This window comes from Pseudomonas sp. NY11955 (assembly GCF_048068035.1).
GTDB lineage: Bacteria > Pseudomonadota > Gammaproteobacteria > Pseudomonadales > Pseudomonadaceae > Aquipseudomonas.
Genome location: NZ_JBLUPS010000004.1, coordinates 332,786 through 350,247, shown reverse-complemented (window position 1 = coordinate 350,247; position 17,462 = coordinate 332,786). Strand labels below are relative to the sequence as shown.

General features: G+C 64.4%; 5 protein-coding genes and 1 pseudogene. 1 reads left to right on the top strand and 5 read right to left on the bottom strand.

Features of this window, described 5'->3' with window-relative positions; translation table 11 throughout:
• Positions 1-8 precede the first annotated feature (8 nt).
• From ACNFBR_RS10110 to ACNFBR_RS10090, 5 genes and pseudogenes are all read right to left on the bottom strand, one after another.
• Positions 9-665: pseudogene (locus tag ACNFBR_RS10110) on the bottom strand (class I SAM-dependent methyltransferase); the annotation flags it as partial.
• A gap of 19 nt (positions 666-684) precedes the next feature.
• Positions 685-1,548, bottom strand: a complete 864-nt coding sequence (locus ACNFBR_RS10105) for a diguanylate cyclase domain-containing protein (RefSeq protein WP_416734796.1) — start codon at positions 1,546-1,548, stop codon at positions 685-687.
• A 72-nt stretch (positions 1,549-1,620) separates the two neighbouring features.
• Positions 1,621-2,949, bottom strand: coding sequence for a TolC family outer membrane protein (locus ACNFBR_RS10100; protein ID WP_416734795.1), 1,329 nt, complete (start codon positions 2,947-2,949; stop codon positions 1,621-1,623).
• A gap of 1 nt (position 2,950) precedes the next feature.
• Entirely contained in the window at positions 2,951-4,291 is a 1,341-nt protein-coding gene (locus ACNFBR_RS10095) for an HlyD family type I secretion periplasmic adaptor subunit (protein ID WP_416734794.1), read from the bottom strand.
• A 6-nt stretch (positions 4,292-4,297) separates the two neighbouring features.
• A complete protein-coding gene (locus tag ACNFBR_RS10090; RefSeq protein ID WP_416734793.1) occupies positions 4,298-6,034 on the bottom strand; it encodes a type I secretion system permease/ATPase in 1,737 nt (578 codons plus the stop codon).
• A gap of 546 nt (positions 6,035-6,580) precedes the next feature.
• Between ACNFBR_RS10090 and ACNFBR_RS10085 the strand changes: the two genes are divergently transcribed.
• Positions 6,581-17,407 (top strand): peroxidase family protein, encoded by a 10,827-nt coding sequence (locus tag ACNFBR_RS10085; protein WP_416734792.1) that lies wholly within the window; start codon positions 6,581-6,583, stop codon positions 17,405-17,407.
• Positions 17,408-17,462: the final 55 nt, after the last annotated feature.

The following is a 17,462-nucleotide window of genomic DNA, read 5'->3' as shown; positions in this document are numbered from 1 at the left end:
GTAGGAGCAGCCACCATCAGCAACGACTGCGGCACCGCGCTCTGCGGGTGCTGTGGCTCCTGCAGACTGACCAGCCGCAACCCCGCCATGTCCAGCGCGTTCAGCCAGCTGGCCAGGGTACGGAAATACCACGGCATCGGTTGCCAGTGCCCAGTAAAACCGGCAAATGATTCTTCCCGCCAGCCATCCTGATAATCCCCGCCGGCCACGCTCCATGGGTGCAAGGTCTGGATCACCAGCGCACCGCTTGGCTCCAGCAATGTATTCATCGCCGCCAACAGCGGAATAATGTCCTGATGCAACAGCGCGAAGTTGGCGCAGATCAGGTCGTAGCCGGTGCCAACACAGGCCTGCCCCTCGGCCAGTTGCGCGTAACTGGCCAAGTGCACCTCGGCAGCGCCAGCAGCCCGCGCGGCCTCCACCAGCGCCCGGTCACCATCGACGCCCACCGCCTCGATCCCACGGTCGTCCAGCGCGCGCAGCAGCCAGCCCTCACCACAGCCCAGGTCGAGTACCCGTTCCGGCTGGCGGCCGAGGATCGCCAGCAGGATGGCCTGGTCGGTGACTTGACGACGGCTCTCGATGGCGCCGCTGCGCACGGCATCGATCCAGGCCTGGGCGTTGTGCTGCCAGCTGTCGAGGAGTGCGTCTTCAGGGGTGTGCATGGCGATCTCCCGTTGCGGTTCAGCCGGCCGCGGTGCGCTGCCTTTTGACGTGGTACATGTGCCCGTCAGCATGGCGCAGCAGCATGTCGGCATCATTGCCATCTTCGGGGAAACAGGCCACACCGATGCTGCAGGACGGCGTGTCGATACCGGTAAATTCGGCACCGAGTGGCTCGGTCATGGCCGTCAGAATCTGTGTCAATTGTTCGGCAATGGCCTGCGGTGATGTGCAATCGGGCAGCAATACGGTGAATTCGTCACCGCCCATCCGCGCCACCGTGCCGGCTGCCCCCACGCAATCCTCCAGGCGCCGAGCCAGCGCACAGAGCAGCCGGTCACCCACGCTGTGCCCGTGATTGTCGTTGATCTTCTTGAAGTCATTGATATCGAGGAACAGCAACGCCAGCGGGCGGTTGTGGCGGCGGGCCAGGGCAAGGGCAGTGTCCAGGCGCTCATTGAACATGGCCCGGTTGGCCAGCCGGGTCAGCGGGTCGTGGTGGGCGAGGAAGCGCAGTTCCTCTTCGGCCTCGTGTAAAGCGGTCACATCCCGCGCCACACCGATTCGTGCTTGAGCCTCTTCGGACCAGCTGGCCGCCCACAGGATGTGCACGACGCTGCCATCCTTGCGCACATAGCGGTTGCGGAAGTCGTAGTGCGACTGGCCGTTCATCACCCGCACAATCGAGGCGCGCGTGGCTGCGAGGTCGTCAGGGTGCATGTAGTCGGTGATCAGTGTGCCGACCAGTTCGCAGGCTTTGTAACCTAACAGCACTTCGCAGGCATCACTGACGAAGACGATCTGGTTGTCCCTGTCGACCACGAACACCGTGTCCAGCATCAGGTGGATCAGCCTGGGGTACAAGGCTTGCAAGTCTACGGGCATGGTTCAGGACGTCCGCGGCAGGGTGACCGATCATAGCGCGAAGGAATACGTCGCAGCTATGGAAAGTCGGCGTCAGTTGCTCACCATCAGTTCTGGCCCCAGGTAGTTGTTGACCTGCTCGATATCGTCATCCCCAAGGCTCCCCACCGAGGAGGCCAGACGCAGCCGTGACATCAGGTAGTTCAACTTGGCCTCGAACAGATCATGGCGGGCGTCATACAGCAGCTCCTCGGCGTTGAGCACATCCGAGTTGGTGCTGGTGCCGCCCTCCTTGAAGCCCTTGCGGGTCGAGGTCAGCGAGCGTTCGTTGGAGGCCACGGCCTTTTCCAGCGCATGAACGCGCAGGGCGCCACTCTGCACGCCACGGTACTCGCGGGTGGTATCGGAAATCACTTCCTGGCGGGTGGCATCGAGTTCGTCCAGGGCCTTGGAGCTGTTGGCGCTGGCCTGGCGAGTCAGGGCGCTGGTGCTGCCGCCACTGTACAGCGGAATGTTCAGCTCCAGCCCGATCGAGCTGTAGTGGTTGCGCTGGTTCAACTCGGAAATCGACTGGCTGCTGCCAGCGGTATAGCCCGCCACGAAATCCAGGGTAGGGTAGTGCCCGGCGCGGGCGCGGTTGACTTCTTCTTCGGCCAGCTCGTAGTTGTGCCGGCGCGCATGAATCAGCGGGCTGTCGGCCTGGGCTTTCACCAGCCAGTCCTGCAAGTTGCCCGGCATCAGCGGCGGCGTGGCGAAGCCAGGCTGCAAGGTGGTCAGCGACTGCGGGGTTTCGCCTATGTATTCCTCCAGTTTGCGTCGGGCGTTGACCAGGTTGTCCTGGGCCTCGATCAGGTCGGCTTCGGCCAGGTCGCGGCGGGCCACCGATTCGTCGACATCGGTGATGGTGCCGGCCCCCAGCTCCTTGCGCCGCTTCGCCGACGCCAGTTGCTCTTCGAAGGCGTTCAGCTTGGCCTTGGCCAGGGTGATGGTTTCGCTGGCCAGCAGCACATCGAAGTAGGCGTCGGCCAGGCGCACGGCGGCGTCCTGGCTCTTGGCATCGAACACCGCCACGCTGTAGTCGGCCCGTTGCTGGCCCTGGCGGTACTCGGCCATCTTCTGCTTGTTGAACAGCGGTTGGCGCAGGCGCACATTGGCACCCTTTGAGTCATAGTCCAGGTCGTTGTCCTGGCCATTCTGGCGCTGGCTGCCATTGACCTTGTTGAAGTAGGCCGCCGCGTTGATCTGCGGCAGCAGGCCCGCTTCGCCGATGGCGCGGTTTTCGCCGCCGGCTTGTTTTTCATGCACCGCGGCGCGGTAGATCGGGCCTTGGTACTGCAGCAGGTCCCAGGCTTCCTTCAGGTCCATGGCACTGGCCGGAACGGCCACCCCCAGCAGGCACAACAGCAGGCATGGGCGTTTCATCTCATTGCTCCTTGAACGCGGCGTCCACGCGTTCGAGCATGGGTTTGAGCAGGTAGCTGAGCAGGTTGCGTTCGCCGGTCTTGATGGTGACGGTGGCTGGCATGCCAGGACGGATATGGTTGCTGCCCAGCAGCCCCATACCGGCCGGCGTCACTTCCACCTGGGCCAGGTAGAACGGCTGCTTGCTTTCTTCGTCGAGCAGGCGGTCGGCGGAAATGGTCTTCACCCGCCCGGGAATGTTCGGCGTCTGCGCGTGGTTGAACGCCGGGAAGGCGATGTCCACGGCCAGGCCTGGCACCATCTTGTCGATGGCCTGTACCGGGATCATGGCATCGACCTGCAGCGGCTGGTCCAGCGGCACCACTTCCATGATCTTGGCGCCCGGCTGGATGATGCCGCCGACCGTGGCGATGCTCAGGCCCTGGACCATGCCGTCGATCGGCGAGCGGATCACCGTGTGGGTCACTTCGTAGTCCAGCGCGCGCAAGCGGTCGGCCAGGGTGGTGTTTTCCTTGGCGGTGTCGGTCAGCTGCGACTCCACTTCCTTCAGGTAGTCGTGCTGGCGCTGCAATATGCGCAGCTTGATTTCGGTAGCCTGGCTGCGCGCCCGGGCAATGTTGTTGAGGTTTTCGGCCTGGCCTGCGGCCAGGTCGGCATTGCTGCGCTCCAGTTCCAGCAGGCGGTTGCGCGGTACATAGCCTTCGGCGGCGAGCACCCGGGTGCCTTGCAGCTCCTGGTTGAGGAAGCCGATCTGCGAGGCGCGGGCGCCATATACCTGCTGCAGGCCCTTGAGTTGCACCGCCGAGGCCGTGAGGTTTTCTTCGAGGATGCTCAGCTCACCGGCAAGCCCCGCGCGACGGGTGTCGAGCAGCCGTTGCTGCAGGTCCATGGCTGCCAGCAGGCGTGGGTCGTTGCCATAGTGTTCGAGCAGGGCAGGGTCGAACGTGACGCTGTCGCGGCCGTCACGTTCGGCTTCCAGGCGGTTTTCCACGGTTTTGCTGACAATGTACTGGGCGCTGAGCGCGCCTTGTTCGGCCACCGCGCGCAGGGCATCGAGGCGCACCACTTCCTGGCCTTTTTTCACCACATCGCCTTCGCGCACCAGGATCGCCTCGACCGTGCCACCGCTCAGGTGTTGTACCGCCTTGCGGTTGCTGGTGACCTTGACCGTGCCGGTGGCGACCACCCCGGCGTCCAGTGGCGCCAGGCACGACCACAGCAGGAAACCGCCAAAGCCGGCAATGACCATCCATACGCCCCAGCGTGCCGGGCGGCCTGCATCCAGGTCGATCAGGTGATTGGCTTCGGCAGGGATCAGTTCGGCGTGTTGCGTCATCTGCATGATCGGCTACTCCCGTACTTTTACCGAAGCCAGTGGGGCGGCAGCGGCCGCCGGAATCACCGCAGCCTTGCGCAACGCAGCGAAGACTTCGTCACGGCTGCCGAGCATGTGCACGGCACCGTCGCGCAGCATCAGTATCTGGTCGACCGCGCACAGCACATTGGGCCGGTGGGAAATCAGGATTACCGTGGCCCCGCGTGCCTTGAGCTCGGCCAGGGCATCGACCAGGGCCTTTTCGCCGACGTCATCGAGGTTGGCGTTAGGCTCGTCCAGCACCACCAGGTTGGGCTCGCCATACAACGCACGGGCCAGGGCGATGCGTTGCTTCTGGCCGCCGGACAACGGGCTGCCATCGGCGGCCAGGCGGGTGTCGTAGCCCTGCGCGAAGCGCAGGATCATGTCGTGTACGCCACTGCTGCGAGCGGCGCGGATCACCGCGTCGCTGTCCACCTCGGCAAAGCGTGCGATGTTTTCGGCGATGGTGCCTTCGAACAGCTCCACGTCTTGTGGCAAGTAGCCCAGCCAAGGGCCCAGTTCGGCCTTGTTCCAGGTGAAGATATCGGCGCCGTCCAGGCGCACCTTGCCGGCCTGGGCCGGCCACACCCCCACCAGCAGGCGGGCAAGGGTGGACTTGCCCGAAGCGGACGGGCCGATGATGCCAAGGCTGTCGCCCGGGGCCAGGCTGAAGCTCACTCCGCGCACGATGCTGGTGTTGCTGCCGGGGGCGCCAGCGATCACGTTTTCCACGGCCAGCATGCCCATCGGACGCTGCAGGGACATGCTCGGTGGCCGCTGCGGATAGTCCTGCAGCAGGTCGTTGAGCCGGCCCCAGGCCAAGCGGCAGCCGAGCAACTGCTTCCAGGCAGCGATCACCTGTTCCACCGGGCCCAATGCGCGGCCGGTCAGGATCGAGCAGGCGATCATCATGCCGGGGGTGATCTTGCCCTCGATCGCCAGCAGTGCCCCGGTCCCAAGAATCAGCGACTGCAAGGTGATACGCACGAAGCGCCCGGTGCTGCTGATCAGCGCGGCGCGGTCGGAGGCCAAGGTCTGCATTTGCAGGATGCGCAAGTGCCCCTGGTACCAGCGCTTGCCGATTGACGGCAGCATGCCCATGGCCTCGATCACTTCGGCGTTGCGCAAGTTGTTGTTGGCGTAGCTGGCCGACGACATGGCCGCCTGGTTGGCTTCGGCCAAGGGCTTTTGCGTGGCCTTTTCCGTGAGGTAGGCCAGGCCCACCAGGATCAGCGAACCGAGTGTCGTGACCAGCCCGAGCCACGGGTGGATCAGGTAGCAGACCAACAGGTAGATCGGCGTCCAGGGCGCATCGAAGAAGGCGAACAGGCCGTTGCCGGTCACAAACTGGCGCACCTGTGCCAGGTCCTGCAGGGCCTGGGCCGGGTTGCCGCCGGCGCGGCTGAGGTTGCGCTCGAAGGCGGCGCTGAACAGGCGCCGGTTGAGGTTCATATCCAGGCAGTTGCCGACCCGGATCAGCACCCGGGTGCGAACCATCTCCAGCGCCGACATCAGCAGGAACAGCCCGACCACCAGCAGGGTGAGCATGGTCAAGGTCGTGACGTTACGGCTGACCAGGGCACGGTCATACACCTGCAGCATATAAATGGCTGGCGTCAACATCATGACGTTGATCACGCCGCTGAAGGCGGCCAAGGCGTAGAAGCTGCGGCGCAAGCGAAACAACACGTCGGCCAGCTCGGAGCGGGTGCGCGGTGGCTTAGGCATCGGGGGCCTCCCTTTATCACAAAGCGGGAAGCCCTTGCGGCGCCCCGTACAACGGTAGTTGTGGCTTCTTGGTCGGCGCGCAGGCGGGTCGCTCTCAGGGCGAATAGTCCAAAACGCTGCGTTGCTCCCACATGCTGGAGCGTAGGTTGCAACGAAACATTCGGTAATATCTTTTTGCTCTATAAATACTTTGAACTTTTCATAAGTGCCATGAAAACAGTTAGTTGCATCGCATTATCATCGGCAGACGATATTTTTGACGGGATATTGACAAGCTTTTCGCCTACGACTTTAGTCTGATGTATTCGGGCCCTGTGCGAGCTGGGGTCGATACATGTGCGTTACACCGCTGTTTCGCACAATTAACAAGGCCTCCGCTGTGTCAGCGGCGGCCGGCTTGTCGGCGATGAGGCCAGTGGTGCCAGTACTGCACCGCCCACCGGTCCCCAGAACCCATGACCAGATACTGCGCACGTCAACACTGACTGGGCGCGGGAAGGACCCTGTTGCCCTGTGATTTCTCCCGAAAGATCGAGGGCAATTGCAATGGCCAATTTCAGCAAGTCCGACCTGGAATTCATTCTCAAACAGATCTTTATCGCCGAAGCCCATGCAGATGGCGCCAGCCTGATCGACCTGTTGCCCAACAGCCAGGTGCCATTCGGCCTGCGTACCGTGGACGGCAGCTACAACAACCTGGTGGCCGGGCAAAGCGAGTTCGGCGCCTCCGACAACTCATTCCTGCGTCTGCTCGATGCCTCGTACCGTGCCAACTACGTAGGCACCGGCAATGTCGTCGATTCGCAACCCCGTACCATCAGCAACTTGATCGTCGACCAGACGGCGAACAACCCGGCTGCAGTCGAGGCCAACGGTGGCGCCGCCCCGGTAATGAGCCCCGGCATCGATGGGGTGTTCGGCACTGCCGACGACAAGCCGGTGTTCTTCATCCCCAACGTGTCGCCGGACGTCGGCCTCACCGCTGGTTTCAACGCCTGGATGACCTTCTTCGGCCAGTTCTTCGACCATGGCCTGGACCTGGTCACCAAGAGCAGCACCGACATCGTGTTCATCCCGCTGCGCCCGGACGACCCGCTGTACAACGCCAACAGCCCGACCAACTTCATGGTGCTGTCACGCGCCGTACGCACCGCCGGCGCCGATGGCGTGGTGGGCACGGCCGACGACAGCCAGACCAACACCACCTCGCCGTTCGTCGACCAGAGCCAGACCTACAGCTCGCACCCCTCGCACCAGGTGTTCCTGCGTGAGTACACGCTCAACGCCGCAGGCGACCCGGTGGCAACCGGCCGGCTGATCACCAATCGCGACCTTGGCGCGGACGGCAAGTTCGGCACGGCAGACGATGGCAACGGCGAAAATGGCGGCATGGCCACCTGGGCGGTGGTCAAGGCCCAGGCGCGCGACCTGTTGGGCATCAACCTTACCGACGCCGATGTGCACAGCGTGCCGCTGCTGGCCACCGACGCGTACGGCAACTTCCTGCGCGGGCCCAACGGCATGCCGCAGGTGGTCATGCGCGTGAACAACGGTGCCGACGGCATCGCCGGTACCGCCGACGACGTGACCACGCTGGTCGAAGGCAACCGCGCAGCGCCCATCAGCCTGGCCAATGCCGTGAGTACCGGGCATGGTTTCCTCGACGACATCGCCCACAACGCCGAGCCGGTGAAGGTTGGCGGGGTGCTGCAAGCCGACGCCGACAGCGCCGTCGGCAACGCGCAGCCCGTGGGCCCAGGCGGCAACAACCTGACCTACGACAACGAACTGCTCGACGCCCACTACATCGCCGGTGATGGCCGGGTTAACGAAAACATCGGCCTGACTGCTGTGCACCACGTCTTCCACTCCGAGCACAACCGCCTGGTGCAGCAGACCAAGGACACCCTGCTGGCCGCAGGCGACCTGGCGTTCCTCAACGAATGGCTGATCGATGACGTCACCGCCATCCCCACCACGCCCGCCGGCATCGCCGCACTGGTATGGGACGGCGAGCGGCTGTTCCAGGCCGCCAAGTTCGGCACCGAAATGCAGTACCAGCACCTGGTGTTCGAAGAGTTCGCCCGCACCATCCAGCCACAGATCGACGAGTTCCTCGCCCCCAATGGCTACGACACCTCGATCAACCCGGCCATCCTCGCCGAGTTCGCGCATGTGGTGTACCGTTTTGGCCACTCGATGCTCACCGAAACCGTCGACCGCTTCGACCCGGCGTTCAACCCGGTGTCCGGCGACCCGGACAATCCTGACCAGCAACTGGGCCTGATCGCCGCGTTCCTCAACCCGCTGGCGTTCGCCGGCAGCGGTGCCACCGCCGACGAAGCAGCCGGCGCGATCATCCGCGGCGTTACCCGCCAGTTGGGCAACGAAATCGACGAGTTCGTCACCGAAGCCCTGCGCAACAACTTGCTCGGCCTGCCGCTGGACCTGCCGGCGCTCAACATCGCCCGTGGCCGCGACACCGGTATCCCCAGCCTGAACGAGGCGCGCCGCGAGTTCTATGCCGCAACTGGCGACAGCCAGCTCAAGGCCTACATCAGCTGGGCCGACTTTGCCGACCACCTCAAGCACCCGGCGTCGCTGATCAACTTCATCGCCGCCTATGGCACCCACGCCACCATCACCGGGGCCACCACCGAAGCGGCCAAGCGGGCTGCCGCCGTGGCGCTGGTGCTTGGCGGCGAGGGTGCGCCGGCCGACCGCCTGGACTTCCTCAACAGCACCGGTGCCTGGGCCAACGTGACGCTGGCCGGCAAAGACGGCATCGCTGGCACGGCGGACGATATTGCCGGGGTGACGGTCAGCGGGGTCGATGCCATCGACTTCTGGGTCGGCGGCCTGGCGGAGAAGAAAATGCCCTTTGGCGGCATGCTCGGCTCCAGCTTCAACTTCGTCTTCGAGACCCAGCTCGAAGCGCTGCAGAACGGCGACCGCTTCTACTACCTGTCGCGCACGGCGGGCATGAACTTCGGGACGGAACTGGAGAACAACTCCTTTGCCAAGCTGATCATGCTCAACTCCGACGTGACCCACCTGTCCAATACCGTGTTCCTCACGCCAACCTTCACCCTCGAAGTCAACCAGGCCAACCAGTTCACTGGGCTTGGCGCCGACGGCAAGGCTGACCCCACCGGCGGCATCGAGATCAACGGTGTGGAAATCGTACCGCTGGTGATTCGCGACAACCCCGACACGGTCGGGCCAGACAGCAACTTCCTGCACTACACCGGTGAAGATCATGTGGTGCTGGGCGGCACCTCTGGCAATGACATCATCATCTCTGGCGACGGCGACGATACCGTTTACGGCGATGCCGGTGACGATGTCCTTGAGGGCGGCGCGGGCAACGATGCCGTGTTGGGCGGCGCTGGCGACGACATCATCACCGACTCGTTCGGCGACAACCGTCTTGAGGGCAACGCCGGTAACGACGTGATCGTCGCTGGCAGCATGTTGGCAGCCGGCAACCTGATCTTGGGCGGCGACGGCCAGGACTTCATCATCACCACCGAGGACATTTCCACCACCTTCGGCGGCCAGGGCGACGACTTCATCCTCGGTGCCAAGACCAACCTGCCACCCACCGGCAACGAGGGTGACGACTGGATCGAGAAGGGCACCCAGGACGGTGCGCCAGGCGACAACTTCGCACCGCTGCTGGGTGACGAAGTGGTCGGCAACGACATCTTCGTCGGTGGCGGTGGCTTCGACGAAATGATCGGCGAGGGCGGCGACGATATCTTCGTCGGCAGCGATGCCCAGGACAAAATGGATGGCATGTCCGGTTTCGACTGGATCACCAACAAGAATGACAAGGTTGGTGTCACCGTGGACCTGAGTCTGGCCGCATTGGCCCAGCCCCATGGCAATGCACCGAACCAGAACGCTGGCGTGTTCAACCCGGTCGGCGCCTCGCCGGCCAGTATCCTCGACCGCTTCGCCGAGGTCGAAGGGGTGTCCGGTTCGAACTACGCCGACGTGCTCAAGGGCGATGACGTCGATGCCGTGACCATCCTCAACCATGGCGGCGCCACCGGCAGTGCGCTGACCAACGTGGCGCTGATTCGTGGCCTGCAGCAGTTCCTGGCCGATGCAGGCTTGCCGACCACAGGCTTCGCCACTGGCAACATCATGCTCGGCGGCAATGGCAGCGACCTGATCGAAGGCCGTGGCGGCGATGACCTGATCGACGGTGACAAGTGGCTCAATGTGCGCATCGCCGTGTACGCACCGGGTGACGTCAACCACACAGGCCCCGAGATCGCCAGCTTCGACAGCATGGTCGACATGATCCCGTTCATGCTCGATCGCACCTACAACCCAGGCCAGCTCAAGGCCGTGCGGGAAATTTTGCCCGGCACCTCGACGGGCGGCGCGGCCTTCGACACGGCCGTGTTCTCGGGGGTGCAGAGCGAATATGTGGTAACCCAGAACACCAAAGGCACGGCCGATGTTGCCGATGATGTGTGGACGGTGACCGATACCGTGGCCGGCCGCGACGGCGTCGACACCCTGCTGCACATCGAGCGCCTGCAGTTCGCCGACAGCCAGCGCGTGCTGGTGACCGGCGTGAACGCGCAGCCCACTGGCAGCCCAACCATCACCGATGGCAACGGCGGCGCAATTACGGTGGGTGACCTGCTTACGGTGAGCGTGGCCGGCGTGCGTGACGCCGACAACATCAGCGCGGGCAACCCGCTGGGTACGCTTGCCGACCGCTCGGTGTCGTACTACTGGCAATTCGAGGCCGACCCAGGCAGCGGTGTGTTCCAGGACATCATCCTGCTGCCGGCCGGCGACCTGGCATTCCAGAGCGCCGATGGCACCTCGTTCAAGGTGTCGCCAGACCTGGCCGGGCTGAGCCTGCGGGTCAAGGCGATCTACCAGGACGCCCATGGCACTACCGAAGTGCTGTTCTCCGCGCCAACGGCCGTTGTCGAGCCGGGCGCGCCCGTGGTGCCGACGCCGGCCACCCCGGTCGTGGATGCCACAGCCGGGGGCGAGGGGCTGCACATGGTGCGCTCCGACCTCAACTTCATCCTGGCCCAGATCAAGATCGCCGAGGCCGATGCCGCCGGGCAGGACATCCTCTCGCTGATCCCCAACATCCGCGCGCCCCTGGGCCTGCGGGCGGTCGACGGTTCGAACAACAACCTGATGAACCTCAACGGCAATAACAACACCCAGTTCGGTGCCGCCGACAATGTCTTCCCGCGCTTGACCGACCCGGTGTTCAACCCTGCGGAAGGTGCCCCGGCCGGCTTCTTCGGCCCAGGCTCGCCCGCCATTCCCGGTTCGTCGTACCAGCAGACCAGCGGCCCGGTATTCGACTCGCAGCCGCGCACCATCAGTAACCTGATCGTCGATCAAACCTCCAACAACCCGGCGGCCTATGCCACCGCCTATGACCCTGGTGCCGATGGCGTGCTCAACTTCGGCGCCCCTGGCAACGACGACGTGCTCAAGGATGGCGTGCGCATCGTCGCCAGCCCAGGGCTGGATGGCCAGTTCGGCACCACGGACGACCACGATGTGTACCTGTTCGAAAACACCGCTGCCGATGCCGGCTTGTCCGCGCCGTTCAACGCCTGGATGACGTTCTTCGGGCAGTTCTTCGACCATGGCCTGGACCTGGTCACCAAGGGCGGTTCGGGTACCATCTACATCCCGCTGCAACCGGATGATCCGCTGTACGTGGAAGGCGGTTTCACCAACTTCATGGTGGTGACCCGGGCCACCAACCTGCCAGGGCCGGATGGCATCCTCGGCAACGCCGACGACATCCATGAGCACACCAACACCACCACGCCGTTCGTGGACCAGAACCAGACCTACAGCTCGCACCCTTCGCACCAGGTGTTCCTGCGTGCCTATGTGATGACCGACGACGGCCCCATTGCCACTGGCCGGCTGATCACCAACCGCGACCTGGGCGCCGATGGCAAGTTCGGCACCGCCGACGACAGCGAAATCGGCGGCATGGCGACCTGGAAGGTGGTCAAGGCCCAAGCCCGTGACCTGCTGGGCATCAACCTGACCGATGCCGACGTCGACAATGTGCCGCTGCTGGCCACCGACGCCTACGGCAACTTCATCAAGGGGCCCAACGGCTACCCGATGGTGGTGATGAAGGGCCTCGACGGCATTGCCGGCACTGCCGATGACCAGCAGGTCGAAGGCAACCCGCTGGCACCGCTCGACCTGACCAACGCCGTGCGCACCGGGCACCAGTTCCTCGCCGACATTGCCCACAATGCCGTGCCGGTGTTCAGCGGCGGGGTGCTGGCGCCGGATGCCGACAGCGTTGCCGGCAACGCCGTGCCGGTCAACCCGCAGACCGGTGCCAACCTGGCCTACGACAACGAACTGCTGGATGCGCACTACATCGCTGGCGACGGCCGGGTCAACGAAAACATCGGCCTCACCGCCGTGCATGCGATCTTCCACTCCGAGCACAACCGGCTGGTGGCGCAGACCATGGACACCGTGCTCGACTCGCACGACCTGGCCTTCCTCAACGAATGGCTGCTCAACCCGGTGAGTGCATTGCCGGTCACACCGGCCGAGATCGACGCACTGGTGTGGAATGGCGAGCGGCTGTTCCAGGCGGCCAAGTTCGGTACCGAGATGCAGTACCAGCACCTGGTGTTCGAGGAATTCGCCCGTACCGTGCAACCTCGGGTCGACCTGTTCTTTGCCCCGACCCAGGTGTACGACGTGGACCTCGATGCCTCGATCGTGGCCGAGTTCGCCCACACCGTGTACCGCTTCGGCCACTCGATGCTGACCGAGACCGTCGACCGCTTCGACATCGACTTCAACGTCATCAAGGACCCGGCCAGCGCCAACCCTGATCAGCAACTGGGCCTGATCGCAGCGTTCCTCAACCCGCTGGCTTATGCCGCCAGTGGCGTTACCCCCGAGGATGCCACCAGCGCCATCGTGCGCGGCGTCACCCGCCAGGGCGGCAACGAGATTGACGAGTTCGTCACCGAGGCGCTGCGCAACAACCTGCTCGGCCTGCCGTTGGACCTGCCGGCGATCAACATCGCCCGTGGCCGTGACGTGGGCATTCCTTCGCTGAACGCCGTGCGCCGCGACATCTACGGGCAAACCGGTGATACCCAACTCAAGCCGTACACCAGTTGGGTCGACCTGGTGCAGCACCTGAAGCATCCCGAGTCGTTGATCAACTTCATCGCGGCCTATGGCACCCATAGCAGCATCACCGGGGCCACCACGCTGCTGGAAAAACGCGCCGCGGCCATGGCCCTGGTGTTCGGCGGCGAGGGTGCGCCGGCCGACCGCCTGGACTTCCTCAACAGCAGTGGCGCCTGGGCCAATGTGACCCTGCCCGGCGAGGACGGCCTGCTGGGGACCGCCGACGACCTGAAGGCCGTCACCATCACCGGCGTCGATGCCATCGACCTGTGGATCGGCGGCCTGGCCGAAGAGAAGACCCCGTTCGGCGGCATGCTCGGCAGCACCTTCAACTTCGTGTTCGAAAACCAGATGGAGAAACTGCAGGACGGCGACCGCTTCTACTACCTGGAGCGCACCTCTGGCCTGTCGATGAACGCCGAGCTGGAAAGCAACTCGTTCGCCAAGCTGATCATGGCCAACACCTCGGCCACTCACCTGCCGGGCCTGGTGTTCTCCGACCCTGGCTTGTACCTGGAACTGGACCAGAGCAAGCAATACAACGACGGCCTCGGCCATACCGACCCGCTGGGCGAAAACGGCGAGCAGGTGGTGTTCCGCGACAGCCCGCTGACGGCTGGCCCGGACAGCAACTACATCCGCTATGCCGGTGCCGAGCATATCGTGCTGGGCGGCACCAACGGTGACGATATCCTGGTGTCCAGCGAGGGTGACGACACGGTCTGGGGCGATGCCGGCAACGACCGCATCGAGGGTGGCGACGGCAACGACCAGCTGCGTGGTGGTGCCGGCGACGACATCATCAGTGACATGGGCGGTGACGACAACATCCAGGGCGGCGACGGCAACGATGTGCTGCACGGCGGCAATGGCGTCAACCTGATCATCGGCGGTTTCGGCAACGACTTCATCGTCACCGGTGAAGACGCCTCCGAAGCCATTGGCGGCCAGGGCAACGACTTTATCCTGGGCAGCAAGGCCAACGAGCAGGACATGGGCAACGAAGGCGACGACTGGATCGAGAAGGGCACCTCGGACGGTGCGCCCGGCGACAACTTCGACCCATTGGGCAACGACCCGATCATTGGCAACGACGTATTCATTGGCGGCAATGAGAACGACAAGTTCAACGGTGAGGGCGGCGACGACATCATGGTCGGCAGTTTGGGCTTCGGCGACCGCTACATCGGTGGTTCGGGCTACGACTGGGCAACCTTCAAGGGCCTGGCCCAGGGCGTGACCATCGACTACAGCGACCGCTTCTTCGATGTGCCGCCAGTGCCGGGCTCGGGTGCTTCGGCGCTGGTGCGCTTCGACATCATGGAAGGCCTGTCGGGTTCGGCGCACGGCGACTTCCTGCGCGGCGATAACGAAGACGCCGCCAGCTTGCCGACCAATGGCGCCACGGGCAGCGTGTTGACCAACATCAGCCTGATCAACGGCCTGTCCAGCCTGCTGGCCGCCGGTGCGACGTTCTACGATGGCGGCAACATCATTCTCGGTGGCAGCGGCAGCGACCTGATCGAAGGCCGTGGCGGCGACGATATCCTCGACGGCGACAAGTGGCTGAACGTGCGCATCAGCGTACGTGCCAATCACGATGGCACTGGCCCGGAAATCGCCAGCTTCGACAGCATGGAGCCCATGGTGCCGCTGATGCTCAATGGCACCTACAACCCGGGTCAACTGGTGATCGTGCGGGAAATCCTCAACGGTACCGACAACTACGACACAGCGGTGTTCTCGGGGGTGGCCACCGACTACAGCGTGGTGGTCGATGGCAACGCGGTGATCGTCACCGACCTGGTGGCCGGGCGCGATGGTGTCGACCACCTGACCGGGATCGAGCGGCTGCAGTTCTCCGACCGCTCGCAGGCTTCCGGCGTGGGTACCGCCGTGAACGCCGGCCCAAGCGGGCACCTGGTGATTCTCGACGATGCTACCGGGGTGCGTGACGACACACCGGTCACCGGCCAGCTGCTGCGGGTCACACCGCTGGCGGTGCATGATGCGGACAACGTCAGCGCAGCCAACCTGACGGGTGCGGTCAACGGCCCAGTGGCTTATTACTGGCAAGTCGAGGCCTTGCCAGGCTCGGGTGTCTATGAGGACATCACCTTCGTCGCGGCCGGCGAAGTTTCCCGAGCCATTGGCACGACCTATCGGGTCACGGACGATGTGGCGGGCCTGAGCATCCGTGTACGTGCGGTGTACCAGGACGCCAAGGGCACGCTGGAAATCGTCGATTCGTCGCCCAACAGCGCGCCAAGCGCCGGGCCGACCGTGACCGGGCTGTTGGTGCAGAACCAGACGCTCACCGCCAACCCGGCGACCATCGTCGACGCCGACGGCCTGAGCAACCCGCAGTTCACCTTCCAGTGGCAGTCCAACCGGGGGGTGGGCTGGGTCAACATTGCCGGTGCCATCAGCAGCACCTTTGTCCTGACCCAGGCGCAAGTGGGGCAGAACATGCGGGTGGTGGTCAGCTACGTGGATGATTTTGGCGTGCAGGAAAGCGTCGCCTCCGACATCCTCGACCCGGTGGCCAACGTCAACGATGCACCGACCGGTGCCGTGCTGATCAGCGACACCACACCAGACCAGGGCCAGACGCTGACCGCGCTCACGGGCGGTATCGCCGACCTTGATGGTTTGGGTGCCTTCAGCTTCCAGTGGCAACAAGGCACCGGCGGCACCTTCGCCAACATCGCCGGCGCCACCGCGGCCACCTTTACCCCAGGCTTCGCCCAGGGCAACCAGCAGCTGCGGGTGATCGTGCGTTACACCGATGGCTTTGGCACCCTGGAGTCGCTGACCTCGGCGGCCACCGCAGCGGTGACCGTGCCGCCAGGCGTGGTGCTGACGGGTACCAACGCTGCCAACACCCTGACCGGTGGCGCGGGCAACGACGTGATCTCGGGCCTGGGCGGCAACGACATTCTCAATGGCCTGGCCGGCGCCGACCAGCTGTTCGGGGGTGTCGGCAATGACACCCTCAACGGCGGGGACGACGGCGACCTGCTCAACGGCGAGGACGGCAACGACATCCTCAACGGCGGGCTGGGTGCGGATGTGATGAACGGCGGTGCCGGCAACGATACCTTCGTGGTCGACAACGTCGGTGACACGGTAACCGAAGCGCTGAACGGCGGTACCGACCTGGTACAGACCAGCCTGGCCAGCTACACCTTGGGCGCCAACGTCGAAAACCTGACCTACACCGGCAGCAGCGCCTTCACCGGTACCGGTAACGCGCTGGCAAACACCCTCACCGGTGGCGCCGGCAATGACCTGCTCAACGGTGGCGCGGGTGCCGACCGCTTGGTGGGTGGCGTAGGCAACGACACCTACGTGGTGGACGATGCCGGGGATGTCGTGGTCGAGGCCACTGGCGCAGGGACGGATCTGGTGCGCACCACGCTGGCCAGCTACACCATGGCCGCCAACGTCGAGAACCTGACCTACACCGGGGTAGGCAACTTCAGCGGTACCGGTAACGGCCTGGCCAACATCATCAACGGCGCGGCGGGCAATGACACGCTCGCCGGCGACGGTGGCAACGACATCCTCAACGGCAACGCTGGCAACGACACCCTCAATGGCGACGCCGGCAACGATCAGCTGTTCGGTGGCCTGGGTGCCGACCGCCTGAGCGGTGGCGGTGGCGATGACAGCCTCGATGGCGGCGATGGCAACGACACGTTGCTAGGAGAAGCCGGTAACGACACGTTGCAGGGCGGCGCTGGCGATGACAGCCTGGACGGCGGCAACGGCAACGACACGCTGCAGGGCGGCGATGGCAACGACACCTTGTTCGGTGACGTTGGCACCGACACCTTGATCGGTGGTGCCGGTAATGACTTCCTCAACGGTGCGGCCGGTAACGACACGGTGGTGGGGGGGGCCGGCAACGACACCATGATGGCCACCGACGGCAACGATGTGTTCCAGTTCGCGGCCGGCTTCGGCAACGACCTGATCATCAACTTCGATGCCATCGCGGCGGGTGGCCAGGATCGGCTGGATATCACCGCCCTCAACATCACCGCGGCCACCTTTGCCGCCAGCGTGACCATCGCCGATGTGGGCGCGGATACGCTGGTCAGCATCGGCGCTGCCGACTCCATCCGCCTGGTGGGGGTGGCGGATGCGACCACGGTGACTGCTGCGGACTTCATCCTGGCGGGTTGAGGGCATGAGGTGGCGTTGTTAGTTTGAAATGCCGGGGGCCGTAAAGCGGCCCCCG